We start from the raw sequence: 18793 nt of genomic DNA, 5'->3' as shown, positions 1-18793 counted from the left end.
TTGGATTATCCAACCATCAGGATAGGCGTCAGCGCTTAACCCCGCGCTAACGGCGCAGGTCAGCCCCGACCAGGCAGATAGTTGTCGGTGAAGGCGTCGCGCCAGTTCAGGCCGGGCTCATAGACGCCCGCCTTAGAGGTGACCTCGAAGAAGGCCTGCCAGCGCTCGGCCGTCAGGGCGCCCAGGCCATAGAGGGCGGCGTCGCCACCATCCACCACGGCCTTGTCGCGCAAGCGCTCGCGCGCCTGGTCCAGCTGGGCCTGGCTCAGGTCGGGATTGTCCCGACGGATCAGGGCGTCGCCAGCCGAGGCGTCGCCCCGGATATAGTCGCGCCAGCCCTCGGCCGAGCCGGCGATGAAGCTGCGCAGGGCCGCCGCATTGTCGCGCGCGAAGGCGTTGGGGGCCAGGACGATGGCGCCGTAGGATGGATAGCCCTCGTCCGCCAGGAGGAAGACCTCGGGATCGAAATCGGCCGCCTGCTCGACCGTATAGGGATCGCTGGTCAGGAACCCCTGCTGCACCGCGCGCGCATTGGCGATGAAGGGGGCGGGGTCATAGGCGTAGGGCCGCAGCTGGGCGTCGGTGAAGCCATAGGTCGCCTTCAGCCAGACCCAGAAGGTCTCGATCCCCGCCTGGGCGATCAGGAACGGGCGCTCGGCCAGGTCGGCGATGGCGCGAAGCGCGGCGTCGGGGTGGGCCATCAGGATCTGCGGATCCTTCTGGAAGAAGGCGGCGACCGCCCGGACCGGCGCGCCGGATGCGACCAGGTTCATCGGGGTGAAGCTGTTGGAGGCCATGCCCAGCTCGACCGACCCCGAGGCCAGCAGTTGCGGCACGTTCACCGCCGGCCCGCCCTGGACGATCTGGACGTTCAGGCCGCGCTTCTCATAGGCGCCGCTGGCCAGGGCCTGATAGAAGCCGCCGTGATCGGCCTGGGCCCGCCAGTCCAGGGCGAAGCGCAACCGCACGCGGCCCTGTTCGTCCACCGGCGCCTCGGACCGGCCGCAGGCGCGCAATCCCACCGCCGACGCCCCCACGGCCGCAGCCCCCGCGATCAGGGCGCGGCGACGGGTCAGGAACCGATTCCCCGATAAGCTCATGCGCCTGACTTACGGGCGGATGGCGGCGTTGGAAAGGCGCGGCGTCAGTCGGCGGCGCCATCGGCAGCCGTCCCGCTGGCGTCGGGCAGGCGGTAGCGGATCGGCAGTACGCAGCGGACCGCGCCGGTCAGGGCCGGCTCGGTGCGGGCGGAGGCGACCAGGCGGCTGGCGTCCTCGCCGAATACGGCCGACGGCTGGGCGTCGATCACCTCTATCGCGCCCGTCTGGCCCCAGGTCGCCAGATCGAACCGCACAAGGGCCCAACCCTCGATCCGGCGTTTGGCGAAGGCGGGCGGAAAACGCTCGGGCGCGATATTCAGCCGCAGCCGGTCCGAGATGTCCGCCGGGCAGGACTGCTGCGGGTCCTCTTCGCGCCGGGGTAGATCGGGCGGCGTCAGCGTCTCGCCCGCGCGGTTGAAGTTGAAGACGCAGCCGGTCAGGGGCGCGCCCGGCCGCAGGACCGTCTCGGCCATGGCGCGACGGGCCTCACGATCCAGATCGGCGTCGCCGGACGAGCCGAGAGTCTGGACGCCCGTCGCCCGCCCCTGGGCGTTCACGTTCCAGCGCACCACCGACCAGGACCGGCCGCCCGGCGGCGGGCGCCGGCCGATCATGAAGTCGGGGACGCTGATGGTGCGCGCGGCGCGTCCGCCGCGACCGTCGCCGCCACAGTTCGCATCGGGGCCGCCCAGGCGCCTGGCGACGATGTCGCGCAGCGCGCCGCGCGTGCGGGTGACGGCGAAATAGCGCAGCAGATCGTCGGTGGTCGCCGCCTCCAGCGGCTTGGCCGAATAGCGGATCGTCGCCCGGCAATCGGCGCGCGGTCCTGCCGGGAAGCGCCAGGCGGCCAGGGCGGCCTGCTCCTCCTGGGCGGGGCTGAGCGCCGAAATGACGATCGGGCCTGACGGTGTCGAGGGGGTGTCCCGGACCGGCCGAATGTCGCGGGTGCGGCCCTGTTCGTCCACCGAAAAGGCCAGAATGACGGCTGGCCTTTCATGGCTGGCGCTGAGGGCGGCCCCTATGGCCAGATCGTCGGCGTAGAGAGGTTGGATCGGCTGGCCGCCGCAGGCGATCTCGGTCGTGGGAACCTGCAGCAGCGACGAAGCAGCCGAGAAAATACGCCCCTCCCGGACAGGCGACACCTGAATAGGCTCCAGCGCCTGGTCAGAGGCCGCCGCCAATGCGGGGGGCGTGGTCAGGGTCAGGCCGAGGGCGATCAGGGCTGCGCGCATGGGTGTCTCCGTCTGCATCTCATGGGTGCAGGCCGGGCGCGGTTTGTCTAGCGTGATCGTGTGACGATGCGGATAGGATCAGCCCCAACTGAGCGAGGGGACGAAGCGTGCGGGCGGACCCGCGTGCTTCGTCCCCTCGCCAAGTCCGGGTTGGACTTGGCCTTTCGGGTCAGGGCCCTGGCCTGGGCGTCGTCGCGGGCGAACCCGAAAGGACGGTCGGCTGTATCCTGTCGCGCTCCTGGTCGTGGGCGTTCTGCGGCATTGCGACCGCATCGTCCCTCGATCCCGATCCGGTTCCCCCTTCATCGTCGATCCGAAGACCGTCGAGGATCGGAGCCTGGATCCCGCCTGCCGCACGTTACGATCCGAAGACCGCCCGAAACGCCGGGTCGGAGAGCCGGGCCGGTTCGCTTGATCTTCCAGGGTCTCCCCCGGATTTCCGCGCCGCCGTGTCCCTTGGCCTGTTGACGTTCGGACGAAACCGGCTATGAGGCAAGCGCCCGATCCCGCCCTGATGTGCACGACTGGCCCGGCGGCGGTAGACAAACCTGTGAACATTGGTGGACGAATCGAATTCGCATTTGCGGATCAGCGCGTTGCGTTGTCCACAGGAACGCGCCGAGAAACACTTATGTCCGGTGACGAACACAAGATCGGCTGCAACAACTTCACCGGCTGGGGGTTCTGTGGTCGCAGACGTCAGACTCTGAGGAAAAGGCTTGTCCATCACTGTCTCCGAAGGCGCCTCCGTCGCTTTTAACCGCGCCCAACTGGTGCAGATGTTCGCCCATGCGCCGGGGTTCATGGCGCTGTTGGTCGGGCCCGACCATCGTTTCGAACTGATCAATCCAAACTATCGGACCCTGATCGGTCATCGGTCGGTAACGGGACGTGCGCTGGCCGAGGTCCTGAGGGATGCGGTCGATCAGGGCTATCTGGCGCTGCTGGACCAAGTGTATCGCACCGGCGAGGCCCATCACGCCGAAAGCGCCCTGTACGCCATGCAGGCCGTTCCAGACGGTCCGATCGAGGAACGTTACGTCGATTTCGTCTTCCAGCCGATGAAGACCGAGGACGGACAGGTCTGGGGCATTTCAATCCAGGGTGTGGACGTCACCGAACGGATGCGCGCCGACCAGGCGCTGGCCCTGAGCGAAGCGCGCTACGCCGCCCTGTTCTCGGCCATGGCGACCGGTTTCTGCGTCATCGAGATGAAGTTCGACGCCGAGGACCGGCCGGTCGACTACAAGATCGTGGAGGGCAATCAGGCGTTTGAGGAGATGACCGGCCTGGTCGACCCCTATGGCAAATGGGTGAGCGAGATCGCGCCGGGGCTGGAGCAGCACTGGTTCGACCTGTATGGCGGCGTGGCGCGCACGGGCGAGCCCGTGCGGTTCGAGAACCCGGCCGACATCTTCGGCCGCTGGTACGACGTGCAGGCGTTGAGGATCGGACGTCCGGGCGCCTATCAGGTCGCCATCCTGTTCAACAACATCACCGAGCGAAAACAGAGCGAAGCGCGTCAGGCGGCCCTGTTGGAGCTGAACGACGCCATTCGCGACCTGACCGACGCCGGCGAGATCGCCCAGGCGTCGGCGCGGGTGCTGGCCCAGGCCATGGGCGTGAGCCGGGCCGGATACGGGACGGTCGACACCGTCGCCGAGACCATCACCATCGAGCGCGACTTCAACCAGCCCGGGGTGACCAGCATCGTCGGCACCCTGTCCTTCCGCGAGCACGGCTCCTACATCGAGGACATCAAGCGCGGCGAGACGGTGGCCATCGCCGATGTCACGCTGGACCCGCGCACTGCGGCGACGGCGGACGTGCTGAAGCGGATCAGCGCCGGCTCCTTCGTCAACATGCCGCTGATGGAGCAGGGTCGGGTCGTGGCCATGGTCTTCGTCAACAATGCGACGGCGCGCCAATACAACGAAGGCGATTTTCAACTGATGCGCGACGTCGCCGAACGGGTGCGAATGGCGACACAGCGCGCCAGGAGCGAGGCGGCCCTGCGGGAAAGCGAAGCCCAGTTCCGGGTCTTCGCCCAGGCCACGCCGATCCAGATCTGGGCCAGCTGGGCGGACGGGGCGCTGTATTGGTTCAATCCCCAGGTCTATGCCTATACCGGCCAAAGGCAAGGCGAGCTGGACGGTTCGGACGGTTGGCTGGCGAACCTGCATCCCGAGGACGCCGACCGCGCCGCCGAGACCTGGGCGCGCGCCGTAGCGAGCGGCCAGGTCTATGAGACCGAGTTCCGCGTGCGGCGGCACGACGGCGTGTACCGCACCTTCATGGTGCGGGCTGAGCCCGTTCACGACGAGGAAGGACGGATCGTGCGCTGGGTCGGCTCCAACACCGACATCGAGGACCTGCGCAGTCAGTCGGCTGAACTGGCCCGGTTCAACGAGACGCTGGAGGAGCAGGTCGCCGAACGCACCAGCGCCCTGATGCAGGCCGAGGAGGCCCTGCGCCAGAGCCAGAAGATGGAGGCGGTCGGACAACTGACCGGCGGCATCGCCCATGACTTCAACAATCTGCTGGCCGGGATAACCGGCAGCCTGGAGATCATCGGTTCGCGCATCGCCCAGGGCCGGTTCGGCGACGTCGAGCGGTTCTCGGCGGCGGCGCAAGGGGCGGCCAAGCGGGCGGCGGCCCTGACGCACCGGCTGCTGGCCTTCTCGCGACGCCAGACCCTGGACCCCAAGCCGACCGATCCCAACCGCCTGATCCGGGGCATGGAGGATTTGATCCGCCGCACGACGGGGCCGGGGATTCAGCTGGAGGTCGTCGCCGGGACGGGGCTGTGGCCGGTTCTGATCGATGCGAACCAGCTGGGAAACGCCGTGCTGAACCTGTGCATCAACGCCCGCGACGCCATGCCCGACGGCGGTCGACTGACCATCGAGACCGGCAACCGCTGGATCGATCCGCGCGTGGCCCGCACGCAGGACCTGGAGCCGGGGCAGTATGTCTCAATCTGCGTCAGCGACACCGGCGGCGGGATGTCGCCGGACGTGGCGGCCCGCGCGTTCGAGCCCTTCTTCACCACCAAGCCGATGGGGGAAGGCACGGGCCTGGGCCTATCCATGATCTATGGCTTCGTGCGTCAATCGGGCGGACAGGTGCGAATCTATTCCGAGCGGGACGAGGGGACGATGGTGTGCCTGTATCTGCCGCGCCATCTGGGCGCGGTGGAGGACGAGCCGACGCCCGAGATCGCCCACGCCCCGCGCGCCCAGGCCGGCGAGACGGTGATGGTGGTGGACGACGAACCAACGGTGCGGATGCTGGTCGCCGAGATCCTGCACGAACTTGGCTATCAGTGCATCGAGGCGGCGGACGGGGCGTCGGGGCTGAAACTGCTGCAATCCGATGCGCGCATCGACCTTCTGGTGTCGGACGTGGGGCTGCCGGGCGGGATGAACGGGCGCCAGATGGCGGACGCCGCGCGGATCGACCGACCGGATCTGAAGGTGCTGTTCATCACCGGCTACGCCGAGAACGCCGTGGTCGGAAACGGCCAGCTGGACCCCGGAATGCACGTCATGACCAAACCCTTCGCCATGGAGGCCCTGGGCACGCGCATCCGCGAACTGATCGAAAGCTAAAGCCTGGCGTCCAGCCATGTGCGGATGGCTCTGCGCGCGCCACGCGCGGCGGGGCCGCCGAAGTGCAGGAAGCCGTGCGGGACCTCGGGCACGCGGATCAGGTCGGCGTCCGACGCCTCGCCCCAGCGCGTCGCCATAAGCAGGCTGTCCTCGAACAGCGGATCATATTCCCCGGCCAGGAACAGGGCGGGCGGCAGGCCGGTCAGGTCGGCGTAGAGGGGCGAGACGTCGGGCTGGCGCAGGCCCGCCTCGTCGCGGTCGGGGGCCAGACGCGCCAGATCGGCCTGCATCGTCGGCCCGTTGAACAGCAGGGTCTCAGGCCCGGCGGACCGCACGCTTTCGGTACCGGACAGATCGAAGACGCCGTAGGTGAAGACGCAGCCCTTCACCAGGTCGATCAGCCCCTTGTCGCGCAGGGCCACGGCGGTGAGGGCCGCCAGATGGCCGCCGGCGGATTCGCCCGCGATGAACAGGGTCGCGGCGCCCAGCCGATCCACGTTCGTCACGGTCCAGAAGGCGGCGGCCAGACAGTCGGCGATGGCGGCGTCGACATAGACCCGGCGACGCTCGGACAGCAGACGATAGTCGACCGAAACGATGCAGAAGCCGTGATGCGCCAGATGGGCGTTCAGCCGGTCGTTCAGCCCCGCGCTGCCCATCACCCAGCCGCCGCCGTGAATGTCCAGGATGACGGCGCGGGGCGCGCCCGGCGGATGCAGGAGGCGCAGATTGACCGGGTGGTCGCCATCCGTCTGGACGATCTCGACCGTGACGCCGCGCTTCCTGAGGCGAGGCGTGGTGACCCGCCCGGCGGCCGCGTCCAGCCACAGCGACAGTCGCTGGCCCGCATCGATCCGCCAGCCGTCGGTGCGCAGACGCGGCGCGCGGGTGAGGACGTCGTTGATGCGCCGGACGGCCGCCTGCTGAGGCGGGGCGAATTCGACGAGATGGCTACGCAGGGTCATGAAGCTTGAGTGTGCGCCGACGGGTTTGGTTTCAAGAGGGCAGACGTTCACCCTTCGCGTGAACCCTAGGGTGACGTCGTCTCCTGCACCTAACCCGCCAGACTAGCCTTCTTCTCCTCAAGCTCCAGCCATTCCATTTCAGCGGATTCCAGGTCGGCGCGGGCTTTTTCGGCGGCCTTCATGGCGGCGTCGAAGGCCTTGGGGTCGCGGGTGTAGAGGGCGGGGTCGGCCAGGGTCGCGTCGTGTTTGGCGATGGTCGCGGGCAGCGCATCGATCAGGGTTTCGAGCTCCTTCAGGCGGTGGGCGTCCTTGAAGGAGAGTTTGGCGGTCTTCTTGACCGCAGCAGGGGCGGGGTTGGCGGCGGCGCGCTGGGCGGCGGCCTTGTCCTGGGGGCGGGGATTGGCGCCGGGTTGCAGGAAGCCGGGGTTCTGGCGGATGAAATCGGTCCAGCCGCCGGGCGTCTCGACGATGTCGCCGCGCCCGTTCAGGGCCAGGGTCGAGGTGGACAGGCGGTCGATGAAGTCGCGGTCGTGCGACACCAGGATCAGGGTGCCGTCATAGCCCTCCAGCAGCTCCTCCAGCTTGTCCAGCGTGTCCATGTCCAGGTCGTTGGTCGGTTCGTCGAGGATCAGCAGATTGGCGGGTTTCGCCAACGCCCTCGCCAGAAGCAGGCGGTTTCGCTCGCCCCCCGACAGGGTCGAGATCGGCTGACGCAACTGGGCCTCGGAGAAGAGGAATTCCTTGGCGTAGGCGGCGACGTGTTTGGAAAAGCCGCGCACGATGATGCTGTCGCCGCCGCCCGGCGTCAGGGCGTCCCACAGGGTCATGTCCGACTTCAGCCCCTCGCGCGACTGATCCAGATAGACGGGCTCCAGATTGGCGCCCATGCGGACCGTGCCCTCGTCGGGCGCCAGTTCCCCCAGCAGGGTCTTGACCAGAGTGGTCTTGCCCGCGCCGTTGGGACCGACGATGCCCAGACGGTCGCCGCGCATGATGCGGGTGGTCAGGTCCTTGAACAGGGTGCGGCCGTTGTAGCCCTTGGACACGCCCTTGATTTCGGCGACCAGTTTGCCGGACGTGGCGCCGGAATCGACGCCCAGCGACAGTTCGCGCGGCACGTCCTTCATCTTCTCGGCGCGTTCGGCGCGCAGGGCCTGAAGCGAGCGGGCGCGGCCCTCGTTGCGGCTGCGGCGGGCGGTGATGGAGGAGTAGAAGGTGGCGGTCTCGCGCTCGATGGTCTTGGTCAGACGACGCAGGGATTCGGCCTCTTCCTCCAGCACCTTGGTCGACCATTCGTCGAACTCGACGAAGCCCTTGCTGAGGGTGCGGACGCGACGGCCCTCAAGCCAGTGGACGGTGTTGGTGACGCGGTTCAGGAAGGCGCGGTCGTGGCTGACGACCAGAAGGGCGAACCGGGCCGACAGCAGCTCGTTCTCCAGCAGTTCGATGGCCAGGATGTCCAGGTGATTGGTCGGCTCGTCCAGCAGCAGCAGGTCGGGCTCTTCGGCGAAGGCCTTGGCCAGGGCGGCGCGGCGGGTTTCTCCGCCCGACAGGCCTTGGGTGGACTTGGCGGGGTCCAGGCCGAAGGTGGCCAGCCAGGCCTCGGCGGTCCAGCTCTCGGCCTCGCCGGAAGAGGCGTAGTCCAGCAGAGTCTCGCCCGTGATGACCGGCTCCTGCGGCACATAGGCGAAACGGGTGGCGGACTGGACCGAACGGTCGCCGCTGTCCGGTTCGATCAGGCCCATGACGACCTTCATCAGGGTGGACTTGCCCGCGCCGTTGCGACCTACCAGGGCGGCGCGGCTGCGCGGTTCGACCGCCAGATCGACGCCGTCGAACAGGGGGCGCTGGCCGTCCTGAAGACGGACGTCCTTGAGTGCGACGAGAGGGGGTCTGGCTGCCATGGGCGGCCATATAGAGGAGGGGAAGTCGAACCGCCACGACCTTTGAGATTTGACAGTTACCGTCCGGTTGGTATGTAGTCGAAATGGACACGATCACACGCCGCCGCGCGCCCGACGACACCCGGGCCGAAATCATCGAAAAGGCGCTGGAGGTGGCGGCTGAACTGGGGGCGTCGGGCTTTACCCTGGATGCGGTGGCGGGTCGCACGACGGTCAGCAAGGGCGCCCTGCTGCACCATTTTCCCAGCAAGATCGCGCTGCTGGAAGGAATGATCGATCATTTGGGACAGATGCACCGGGACATGATCCTGGCCGAGGCCGCGCGCGATCCCGAACCCTATGGCCGCAATGCGCGGGCCTATCTGAGGGCGACGGTGAACGAGCCGGTGACGCCGCAGAACATCAGCATCGGGCGGGTGATCCTGGCGGCCTGCGCCATCGATCCAACCTTGTCGCAACGCTGGAACGGCTGGATCGACCAGGTGAAGAACGACGATCCCAGCGATCCGGTCGGGGCCGACGACGCCCTGATGCTGAGGCTGATCGCGGACGGGCTGTGGATGTCGGATCAGTTCGGCACGCACCGGGTTTCGCCCGAGCAGAGACAGGCGCTGCTGTCGCTGCTGACGCCTGGTCATCCGATCACGGCCAATGACGCATGAGCTCCGTCACCTGGGCCGCGCTGCTGGGCGCCATCGGGCTGGAGGTGGCGGGGACCAGTTTGCTGCAGGCCTCTGACCAGTTCACGCGGGCCTGGCCCACGGCGGGAATGGCGGTCTGTTACGGCCTGGCCTTCTACCTGCTGTCCATCGCGTTGAGGCAGATGCCGGTGGGGATCGCCTATGCGATCTGGAGCGGGCTGGGGGTGGTGCTGATCTCGGTGATCGGGGCGGTGGTTTTTCGCCAGAGGCTGGACCCGCCGGCCATCGCGGGCCTGGCGATGATCGTCGGCGGGGTGGTGGTGATCAACCTGTTCTCCAGAACCGTGGGGCATTGAAACGATCCTCCCCTGCGAAGCGGGGGAGGGGGACCGCGCAGGACATCGGTCGCGGCGATTCGGACGGTGCGGACGCCGCGTTCGGCGAGATAGGCGTCGCGGCGGCTGTCGTAGGCAGGATCGTGGTGCTGTCCGTCGATCTCGATGCACAGCCGATCCCTGGCGCGATAGAAGTCCAGGATGAAGGCGTCGAAAGCGTGCTGACGGCGAAAGCCGTGGCCGCGGATACGCTGCCAAATCAAGACTTCCGGCAAAGACATCGCCCGACGGAGACTTCTGGCGCGTTTTTGGGTAAGGACCGGCGCTCTCATGGAGTGCATCACCATCACAAGCTGCGCCTTTGGCAAGGGAATGCGTCGCGCGTCGTTCGGCCTTCGCCCCCTCCACCCCTTCGGGGTCCCCCTCCCCCGCAAGCGGGGGAGGAGCTGATGGCGGCCTACTGGGAAACCAAGACCCTGGACGAGATGTCGCCTTCCGAGTGGGAGGCGTTGTGCGATGGGTGCGGCCTTTGCTGCGTGATCCGGTTCGAGGACGAGGATACGGGCGAGGTCATTCCGACGCGGGTGCACTGCAAGCTGTTCGATTCGAAGGCCTGTTCCTGCTCGGACTATGCGAACCGCAAGGCCCAGGTGCCGGACTGCATCAAGCTGACGCCCGGCAATATCGAGGCGCTGGCGTGGATGCCCAAGTCCTGCGCCTATCGCCGGCTGCACGAGGGGCGGACGCTGGCGAAATGGCATCACCTGATCTCGGGCAGTCGTGAGACGGTGCATACGGCCGGGGTGTCGGTGCGGGGACAGACGATTTCGGAGCTGTCGCTGGCCGAGCCGGAGGATGCGCTGGACTTCGAGGCGCCGGAATGGGCGGTCGAGCGTGGGCGCGAGCGATAGGGAAGCACCCCCTAGCCAGCGCAATGTCGCTGGTTGAAATCGATATAAAACAAATCGTTGGCGAATTATGTAGGCGTTCTTCCGGCCTGAGGACGCTGGTGCGCTATGGTTTGGGCATGGCGGGAAATCGGGATGACGACGAGGGCGGCGGGGACGGCGCTCGCAAAACGGCTGCGTCCTGCGCCGGCTGGATGGAGCCGCTGTTCCTGAAGATGAAGGCCAAGATCGAAGAGGCGACCGAGAGCGTCTGCAAGACGGAGGTCACAGAGTCCGGAGCGGCCGAAAAGGTCGCGCGCCAGATCGGCGTGATCGCGCGCTCGGCCAAGGCGGTCGAGGCGATGCGGCTGCTGTGCCTGAGCGACAACGAAGAGGACGAGATGGGTGGACGGACCTACGATCCCGCAGACGACGAGCGAATCCGACAGGAACTGCTGGTCGAGCACGCGCGGCTTGATCGGATTCTGGAAGAAAAGAACGCCGAGGCTGCTGAAAGAGCACGGGCTAAGGCTGCATCGCAGCCACTGTCGGATCGCCAAGCATCAGTGTCCGCCGACGGACGATGACCTGCGGACCTGGCTGCTGCTGGGCGGGCGAGGGTCGGGCAAGACCTTCGCCGGGTCGGTCTGGATCGACATCATGGCGCGCGAACTGCCCGGCATCACGCTGGGGCTGGTCGGCCCCGCCCTGCACGATGTGCGCGAGGTGATGGTGGAGGGGGCGTCGGGGATCAAGGCGCTGGCGGAGCCGGGTGACCGGCCGCGCTGGGAGGCGGGGCGGCGTCGGCTGGTGTGGGACAATCAATCGGCCGCCTATGCGTTTTCGGCCGAAGACCCCGACAGTCTGAGAGGGCCGCAGTTCCACGCGGCCTGGGCCGATGAATTCTGCGCCTGGCGGCGGCCGGATCTGGTGCTGTCGAACCTGAGGTTCGGGTTGCGGCTGGGGCCGTCGCCGAGCGGATGAAGACGCTGTCGGCGCGCGATCTGATGGTGGTCTTGGCGGCGGTGTTGCGCGGGGGCGGGGAGACGGCGCCGGATGTGGCGGGCGTTGAACAATCCGACATCGGCGGTCTATGGCGGGCGGATGCTGGAGGCGGCGGACGCCTGGTGCTGGGACGCCAGGCCCTATCCGGCGTTTCCGGCGCGGGCCGACGTCTGGGCCGACGCAGGGGCGTGGCGGGCCGGACACTGGCTGAATGGACGGCTGGCGGGCGATGGCTGCGACCTGATCGCGGCGGTGCTGGCGCGGGGCGGCCTGGGGCCGGACGAAATGTCGGTCGAGGGCGTCCAAGGGGCGGCGGCCGGCTATGTCATCGACCGGCCGATGCGGACGCGCGACGCGCTGGAGCCGCTGCTCGCCGCCTTCGATGCGGTGGCGGCGGAACGGGCCGGGCGGGTCGCGGTCAGGGGGCGGGGGCCGGTAGAGGGCGAACTGACGGCCGATGCGCTGGCCCTGCCCGAGCGCGGCGCATCGGTCAGCGCGACCAGGACGCTTGAGGCGCGGCCTTCGACAGCGCGGGTGCGCTACATCGACGAGACGGCGGACTATCAGACCGGGGCGGTGGTGGTGCGGTCCGACGACGCGGAAGCAACCGGGGGCGGGGTGGACCTGGATTTGCCGGTGGCGTGCGGCGGCGGCCTGGCCATGGCGGCGGCGCAGGACGTGCTGGCGGGGGGCGGCTTGGAGGCCGTGACCGTGGCGCTGGGGCCGCTGGAGGCGATGCAATTGGAGCCGGGGGACGTGCTGCGGCTGGAGGGGCGGGCCGGCGACTGGCGGGTGGTGCGGACGACGGCGGACGAGACGCCCTCTGCCGAGTTGGAGCCGGTGACGGACCGGGCCCAACAGGAGGACGATGGCGGCTGGCGCGGCGGCGAGGCGCCGACGGTGGTCGGGGCGCCTTTCCTGAAACTGCTGGACCTGCCGCCGCTGATGGGGATGGAGGACGACGGGCGGCCCCTGGTCGCGGCGGCGGCGGACCCCTGGCGGGCGATGCGGCTGCACGCCGGCGCAAACGCCGATGTCCTGACGCCGCGCGCCGACATGGAGGCGTCGGCCATGGTGGGGACGCTGGCTCAGGCGCTGGCGCCTGGCGTGCGTCATCGTTGGGACGCGGCCAATGCGGTGGTCGTGCGGATCGAAGGCGGGGAGCCGGAAAGCGCGGTGGAGACGGCGGTGCTGGGTGGGGCCAACGCCCTGGCGGTCGAGACGGCGGCGGGGTGGGAGGTGATCCAGTATCTATCCGCCGCCCTGGTCGGGCCGGGAACGTGGAGGCTGACGAACCTGCTGCGGGCGCAGCAGGGAACCGAGGTCGAGATGCGAGCCGGAGCGCCGCAAGGGGCGACGGCGGTTTTTCTGGATGGTCGGCTTGCGCGGGCCGAGATCGGGCGAAACGAGCGGGGGCTGCCGTTGGTCTGTCGCGCAGGACCGGCGGGCGCGGCGCCGGGCGGCGGCGGGTTTCGGGAGATCGACTTCGCCCCGGGGGGCGTCCATGCGCGGCCGTGGTCGCCGCGCGCTCCGGCGGTCGAGGCGACCGAGGCTGGGCGGATCGTGCGCTGGACGCCGCGCGTGCGCCTTTATGGCGACGGCTGGGACGGGGAGCCGGCCGAGGTCGATCCGCTGCGGTTCCGGGTCAGGGTGCTGGACGGCGACGTTGTGGTGAGGAGGTTCGAGGTGGAGGGGAGCAGCCTGCTGTATCCGGCGGCGGCGTTCGCGGCGGACTTTCCGCAGGGGGCCGGGAGCGAGGCCCGGATCGCCGTCGCGCAATGGGGCGGTGGCTTTGGCTGGGGCGTGGAGGCGTCGGTCGCGCTGGAAATCGGGCCCCTCTGACGAAATATGACGGACCCGGCCCTTTGCGGAGGCGGGGGCATGGCTTAACTGACGGCCCATCGGTTTTCAGTTGGAGCGACAACGGACGTGGCAGGCGACCCCTATAAGGAACTGGGCGTTTCGAAGGGCGCGAGCGCGGACGAGGTCAAGAAGGCGTACCGCAAGCTCGCCAAGGAACTGCACCCCGACAAGAACCCCGGCGACAAGATCACCGAGGACAAGTTCAAGCGCGTGACCGCCGCCTTCGACATCCTGGGCGACAAGGACAAGCGCGCCAAATACGACGCGGGCCAGATCGACGGCGACGGCAACGAACAGTATCGCGGCTTTGGCGGAAGCGGCGGGGGACGCGCGGGAGGCAATCCGTTCGGTCAGGGGGGCGGTCCCTTTGGTCAGGGCGGCGGGCCGGGCGGGCGCGCCAACTTCGAAGGCGTCGATCTGGACGATCTGTTTGGCATGTTCGGCGGCGGGGGGCGTCAGCGCGGGGCGCGGGATTTCACCGCGCGCGGCCAGGACGTCAAGGCGACGCTGGACATCAGCCTGGAAGACGCCATCGCCGGGGCGACGCGCCGGATTCAGTTCTCGGACGGGCGCACGCTGGACGTGACCATACCCAAGGGGGCGTCGGACGGCCAGACCATCCGTCTGCGCGGGCAGGGAGCGCCGGGGCGCGGGGCCGAGAACGGCGACGCCCTGATCGAGCTCAAGATCGAGGCGCACCCGATCTATCGCCGCGAAGGCGCGGACCTGACGATGGATCTGCCGATCTCGGTGCCCGATGCGGTGCTGGGCGCCAAGGTGCGCGTGCCGACGCCGGAAGGGGCGGTGCAGATGACGGTCCCGGCCGGCTCGAACTCGGGCAAGGTGCTGCGGCTGAAGGGGCGCGGCGCCTTCGCCCAGGGGCGGCGCGGGGATCTGTTGGCCAAGCTGGTGGTCACGCTGCCGGACGAGCCTGACGCCGCGCTGACCCAATTCGCCGAGGACTGGCGCGCCAAGCGGCCCTATACGCCGGGGCGTTGAGCGCGCCGGGCGAGGAGACGATCATGACTGTGAAGCCCGATGTGAAGCCGGCGCGGCCGTGGTTCTCGGCCGGACCGACGGCCAAACGCGCGGGCTATGCGCTGGGCGGCCTGCCCTCCGACCTGCTGGGGCGCGGCATCCGCGCGCCGGAGGTGGTCGAGTGGTTCGCCCATGGTCTGCGCCTGACGCGCGAGGTGCTGGAGGTCCCCGACAGCCATGTGATGCTCTATACGCCGGGGTCCGACACGGGCGCGGTCGAGGCGGCGCTGTGGGGGATGCTGGGCGCACGGCCGGTGCAGGTGGTGGCCTATGAGAACTTCGGCCTGACCTGGCTGGCGGACGTGAAGGATCATCTGGGGCTGGAGCCCGAGGCCCTGACCGCGCCGTGGGGCGAACTGCCCGACCTGTCGCGGGCGGACTGGTCCAAGGACGTGATCTTCCCCTGGAACGGCACGACGTCGGGCGTGCGGGTGCCCGACGCGGACTGGATCGCGGACGACCGCGAGGGGCTGGCCATCTGCGACGCCACCTCGGCCGCCTTCGCCATGCCGCTGCCGTACGACAAGCTGGATGTGGTGACGTTCAGCTTCCAGAAGGCGTTGGGCGGCGAGGCGGGCATCGGGGTGATGGCGCTGTCGCCGCGCGCGGTGGAGCGGCTGGACACCTATCGACCGGATCGGCCGATTCCCAAGCTGCTGCGTCTGACCGATGGTCAGGGCCGGTTCGACCGGGCGCTGGCGGATGGGGTGGCGATCAACACCTTCTCGGTTCTGACGCTGGAAGACTGGATCGACGCCCTGGGCTGGGCGCGCGACATCGGGGGCTTGAGCGAACTGATCCGGCGGACGGACGCCAACTATGCGGCGCTGGCGGCGTGGGTGGATAGGACCGACTGGATCGACTTCCTGCCCGAACGGCCCGACATCCGCTCGACGACCTCGGTGTGCCTGAAGTTCGTCGATCCGCGCGTGACCCGCCTGGATGACAAGGCGCAGAAAGCCTTCGTCTCGCGCTTCAAGGCCCTGCTGGAAAACGAGGCGGCCGTGTTCGACATGGAGCCGCACCGCAATGCGCCGCCGGGCCTGAGGTTGTGGTGCGGATGCACGGTCGAGACGGCCGATGTGATCGCGGCGACGCCCTGGCTGGAATGGGCGTTCGAGACGGCGATAGGTGTTTAAATTGAAGTTGATTATCAGACGTTGGATTGCCATATAGCGGCTATCACTTTTTCCCCGCCGGACACGCCTCGCAAGAGGCCTCTGGCGGGGTTATTGATTTTTGGGTGCAAGTTTCGCAACTCTTGCGATATGGCCCAGCTTCCACAGACAAAACGCGCCGTCGCATTTTTCGACGGTCAGAATCTGTTTCACAGCGCAAAAGCCGCCTTCGGCTATCCGTTTCTAAACTACGACCCCGTCGCCCTAACGAAAGCGGTATGTGCGGGTCAAGGTTGGCAGGTGGAGGGTATGAGGTTTTACACCGGGGTTCCGGATGCGGCAGACAACCCTTTTTGGCATCATTTCTGGACGGCCAAAGGCGCGCAGATGGGACGTGAAGGCGCCTATATCTGCACCAGACCGCTACGATACCGAAACAAGCAGGTGAAGCTGCCTGACGGCACGATTCATACGTTTCTGGACGGCGACGAGAAGGGTATAGACGTCCGGATTGCATTGGACGTGATCCAGATGGCGCATCGGAATGCCTATGATGTGGCTCTGCTGTTCTGTCGCGATCAGGACCTGGCTGAGGTCGCGTCGGAAATAAGGTTAATCGCCGACGAGCAGGATCGCTGGATCAAGATGGCGTCCGCCTATCCGTTCAGTCCAGCGACCAAGGGATGGCGGGGTATCAACAAGACGGACTGGATCAAGATCGACCGGGCCACATACGACGCCTGTATCGACAAGCGCGACTACCGGCCCAAAAAGTCAGCACCCTGAGGGGACATTCGGCGATTCCCCGGCTATAGGCTGCGCCCGCGTTCGGGTCGCCGCGCCGTTGCCGCGTTCCCGATGATTTTGACGCATTCTCTTAAGGAGAGTGCTTGGGCGGAGAAGTGCTTTGGCGAACGTGGCGGTGGTCGGCGCTCAGTGGGGCGACGAGGGCAAGGGCAAGATCGTGGACTGGCTGTCCAACCGCGCCGACATGGTGGTGCGGTTCCAGGGCGGGCATAACGCGGGCCATACGCTGGTCGTGGACGGCAAGGTCTATAAGCTGGCGCTGCTGCCTTCGGGCGTGGTGCAGGGAAAGCCATCGATCATCGGCAATGGCGTGGTGGTGGACCCCTGGCATCTGGTCGGCGAAATCGAGAAGATTCAGGCGCAAGGGGTGGCGATCACGCCCGACATCCTGACCATCGCCGACAACGCCTGTCTGATCCTGCCGGTTCACCCCGCATTGGACGTGGCGCGCGAGGCGGCGGCGAGCGCGCCGGGCGCCAAGATCGGCACGACCGGACGCGGCATCGGCCCGGCCTATGAAGACAAGGTGGGCCGTCGCGCCATCCGCGTCTGCGACCTGGCCAACGAAGACGATCTGAAGGTCAAGATCGACCGCTTGCGCTCACACCACGATCCGCTGCGCGCGGGCCTGGGGCTGGAACCCATCGATCCCGAGGCGCTGCTGGGCCAGCTGCTGGAGATCGCGCCCAAGATTCTGCCCTATGTGAAGCCGGCCTGGCGCGTGCTGGATCAGGCGCAGAAGGACGGCAAGCGCGTGCTGTTCGAGGGGGCGCAGGGCGCATTTCTGGACGTGGATCACGGCACCTATCCCTATGTCACGAGCTCCAACACCGTGGCGGGACAGGCGGCGGCGGGGTCGGGCGTCGGTCCACGCGGCGTCGGCTATGTTCTGGGCATCGTGAAGGCCTATACGACGCGGGTGGGCGAGGGGCCGTTCGCCTGCGAACTGGACGATGAGGTCGGCGAGCATCTGGCGACCGTGGGCCGCGAGGTCGGGGTGAACACCGGGCGCGCGCGCCGCTGCGGCTGGTTCGACGCCGTGCTGGTGCGTCAGTCAGTGGCGATCAATGGCATCGACGGGATCGCCCTGACCAAGCTGGACGTGCTGGACGGGCTGAAGACGCTGAAGATCTGCGTCGGCTACAAGGTCGATGGCGAGGTGCTGGACTATCTGCCCTCCAGCCTGAAGGCCCAGGGCGCCGCCGAGCCGGTGTTCGAGGAACTGGAAGGCTGGAGCGAAAGCACGGCCGGTGTACGCAGCTTCAAGGACATCAACGCCAACGCCATCAAATATGTGCGTCGGATCGAAGAGCTGATCGGCGCGCCGGTGGCGTTGTTGTCGACCAGCCCTGAGCGGGACGACACCATACTGATGCGCGATCCGTTTCAGGGCTGATCGGGCGTAACGGCGGATTCAACAGGCTTTAACCCAGGGGCGGTAAGCATAAGGCTCCAACCCGGAGCCGGACGTGTTCTCAACCAACGCCAGAACCCTGAGCCGCATAGAGCCCGCGATAAGGCGGGTGGTGATCGTCGATCCCAATGCGTCGGCCGTCCGGTTGCTGACCGACATCATCAAGGGCATGGGCGCGCGCGAGGTCTATAGCGAGAGCGACGAGGAACGGGCGCTGGAGCTGCTGCGCGACGTCGAGCCGGGCGTGATCTTCACCGAAAGGTCGGGCGAGACGCTGAACGGCGAGACCCTGACGCGGCGCGTGCGGCGCTCCAGCATGTCGTGCCGGATGTCGCCCATCATCATGGTGACGGGCGAGGCGACGGCCGCCGCCATCAAGGGCGCGCGCGACGCCGGCGTCCATGAGTTTCTGAGAAAGCCCTTCACGACCGGCGACCTGTTCAAACGGGTCGAGAATGTCGCCCTGAAGCCCCGCCCGTGGATCGAGGCGGTCGGCTATGTCGGGCCGGATCGCAGACGCTTCAACTCGGGCGAATACACCGGGGCCAAAAAGCGCCGTAGCGATGGCGCGGCTGGCGGGGCGGCGGAAATGCGCGATCAGGCGACACGTATCCTCGTCTCCGCCCTGTCGCAGTTCGAGCAGGATCCGTCCCAGGCCACGCGCGCCATTCGCCAGCAGGCCGAGACGTTGAACAGTCTGGCGATCAAGGCGTCGGACGCCAAGCTTGTGATGGTGGTGGCCACGCTGCAGGCCTATCTGGCGACCGGGCAAGTGACCAAGGCCGGATTGCTGCAGCCGGTGAATGCGGTGGTGAACGCCGCCCGCGCCGCAGACGCCCAGCCGATGGCCAAGGCGTCCTGAGGCGCAGGCGA

Annotated in this window: 16 protein-coding genes and 1 pseudogene; 12 read left to right on the top strand and 5 right to left on the bottom strand. The window is 67.8% G+C overall.

All coding sequences use genetic code 11. The features are described from left to right. Positions 1–59 precede the first annotated feature (59 nt). The gene (locus KZX42_RS05085) at positions 60–1100 is read right to left on the bottom strand and encodes an ABC transporter substrate-binding protein (protein WP_248117686.1); all 1041 of its coding nucleotides are present in this window, start codon (positions 1098–1100) and stop codon (positions 60–62) included. Between the two features lie 44 nt (positions 1101–1144). Next, complete coding sequence (locus KZX42_RS05080; protein WP_248117684.1) at positions 1145–2332, bottom strand: TonB family protein; 1188 nt, start codon at positions 2330–2332, stop codon at positions 1145–1147. Between the two features lie 719 nt (positions 2333–3051). On the opposite strand from KZX42_RS05080, the gene KZX42_RS05075 reads away from it, so the two are divergent. Then, positions 3052–5943: a PAS domain S-box protein gene (locus KZX42_RS05075; RefSeq protein ID WP_248117682.1), complete on the top strand. Its 2892-nt coding sequence runs from the start codon at positions 3052–3054 to the stop codon at positions 5941–5943. Here the strand turns inward: KZX42_RS05075 and KZX42_RS05070 are convergent. Next, positions 5940–6908 carry an alpha/beta hydrolase fold domain-containing protein gene (locus tag KZX42_RS05070; RefSeq protein ID WP_248117680.1) on the bottom strand — a complete coding sequence of 323 codons (969 nt, stop codon included), beginning with the start codon at positions 6906–6908 and terminating at the stop codon, positions 5940–5942. The two genes, KZX42_RS05075 and KZX42_RS05070, sit on opposite strands and share 4 nt — an antisense overlap. Positions 6909–6997: 89 nt before the next feature. Continuing rightward, complete coding sequence (locus KZX42_RS05065) at positions 6998–8812, bottom strand: ABC-F family ATP-binding cassette domain-containing protein (protein ID WP_248117678.1); 1815 nt, start codon at positions 8810–8812, stop codon at positions 6998–7000. A gap of 83 nt (positions 8813–8895) precedes the next feature. Between KZX42_RS05065 and KZX42_RS05060 the strand changes: the two genes are divergently transcribed. Together KZX42_RS05060 and KZX42_RS05055 are read left to right on the top strand one after the other, a co-directional pair. Then, positions 8896–9474, top strand: coding sequence for a TetR/AcrR family transcriptional regulator (locus KZX42_RS05060; protein ID WP_045810458.1), 579 nt, complete (start codon positions 8896–8898; stop codon positions 9472–9474). Continuing rightward, entirely contained in the window at positions 9471–9809 is a 339-nt protein-coding gene (locus tag KZX42_RS05055) for a multidrug efflux SMR transporter (RefSeq protein WP_045810457.1), read from the top strand. The genes KZX42_RS05060 and KZX42_RS05055 overlap by 4 nt, the downstream gene beginning before the upstream one ends. A gap of 47 nt (positions 9810–9856) precedes the next feature. On the opposite strand, the pseudogene KZX42_RS17220 reads toward KZX42_RS05055, so the two are convergent. Beyond that, positions 9857–10120: pseudogene (locus KZX42_RS17220) on the bottom strand (DUF559 domain-containing protein); the annotation flags it as partial. A gap of 117 nt (positions 10121–10237) precedes the next feature. On the opposite strand from KZX42_RS17220, the gene KZX42_RS05045 reads away from it, so the two are divergent. The 9 genes from KZX42_RS05045 to KZX42_RS05000 all read left to right on the top strand — a co-directional run bounded on the left by KZX42_RS05045 (position 10238) and on the right by KZX42_RS05000 (position 18782). Then, positions 10238–10699: a YcgN family cysteine cluster protein gene (locus KZX42_RS05045; protein ID WP_248117676.1), complete on the top strand. Its 462-nt coding sequence runs from the start codon at positions 10238–10240 to the stop codon at positions 10697–10699. Positions 10700–10722: 23 nt separating this feature from the next. Continuing rightward, positions 10723–11262 (top strand): hypothetical protein, encoded by a 540-nt coding sequence (locus KZX42_RS05040; protein ID WP_248117674.1) that lies wholly within the window; start codon positions 10723–10725, stop codon positions 11260–11262. Between the two features lie 73 nt (positions 11263–11335). Beyond that, on the top strand, positions 11336–11659 hold the full coding sequence (locus tag KZX42_RS17300) for a terminase family protein (RefSeq protein WP_248117672.1): 324 nt from the start codon (positions 11336–11338) through the stop codon (positions 11657–11659). An 84-nt stretch (positions 11660–11743) separates the two neighbouring features. Continuing rightward, positions 11744–13522 (top strand): phage tail protein, encoded by a 1779-nt coding sequence (locus KZX42_RS17210; protein WP_282438803.1) that lies wholly within the window; start codon positions 11744–11746, stop codon positions 13520–13522. 87 nt (positions 13523–13609) lie between these two features. Further along, positions 13610–14542: a DnaJ C-terminal domain-containing protein gene (locus KZX42_RS05020; RefSeq protein ID WP_248117671.1), complete on the top strand. Its 933-nt coding sequence runs from the start codon at positions 13610–13612 to the stop codon at positions 14540–14542. Positions 14543–14565: 23 nt separating this feature from the next. After that, on the top strand, positions 14566–15720 hold the full coding sequence (locus KZX42_RS05015) for a phosphoserine transaminase (RefSeq protein WP_248117669.1): 1155 nt from the start codon (positions 14566–14568) through the stop codon (positions 15718–15720). Positions 15721–15849: 129 nt separating this feature from the next. Continuing rightward, positions 15850–16485, top strand: a complete 636-nt coding sequence (locus KZX42_RS05010) for an NYN domain-containing protein (RefSeq protein WP_248117668.1) — start codon at positions 15850–15852, stop codon at positions 16483–16485. Positions 16486–16606: 121 nt separating this feature from the next. After that, positions 16607–17902 carry an adenylosuccinate synthase gene (locus tag KZX42_RS05005; RefSeq protein WP_248117666.1) on the top strand — a complete coding sequence of 432 codons (1296 nt, stop codon included), beginning with the start codon at positions 16607–16609 and terminating at the stop codon, positions 17900–17902. A gap of 73 nt (positions 17903–17975) precedes the next feature. Next, a complete protein-coding gene (locus KZX42_RS05000) occupies positions 17976–18782 on the top strand; it encodes a response regulator (RefSeq protein ID WP_248117664.1) in 807 nt (268 codons plus the stop codon). Positions 18783–18793: the final 11 nt, after the last annotated feature.

Origin of the sequence: Brevundimonas sp. EYE_349, from assembly GCF_023147505.1 — a bacterium.
Taxonomy (GTDB): domain Bacteria; phylum Pseudomonadota; class Alphaproteobacteria; order Caulobacterales; family Caulobacteraceae; genus Brevundimonas.
Note: the sequence above shows the minus strand (reverse complement) of the source record. Positions and strands in the feature narration are given on the sequence as shown.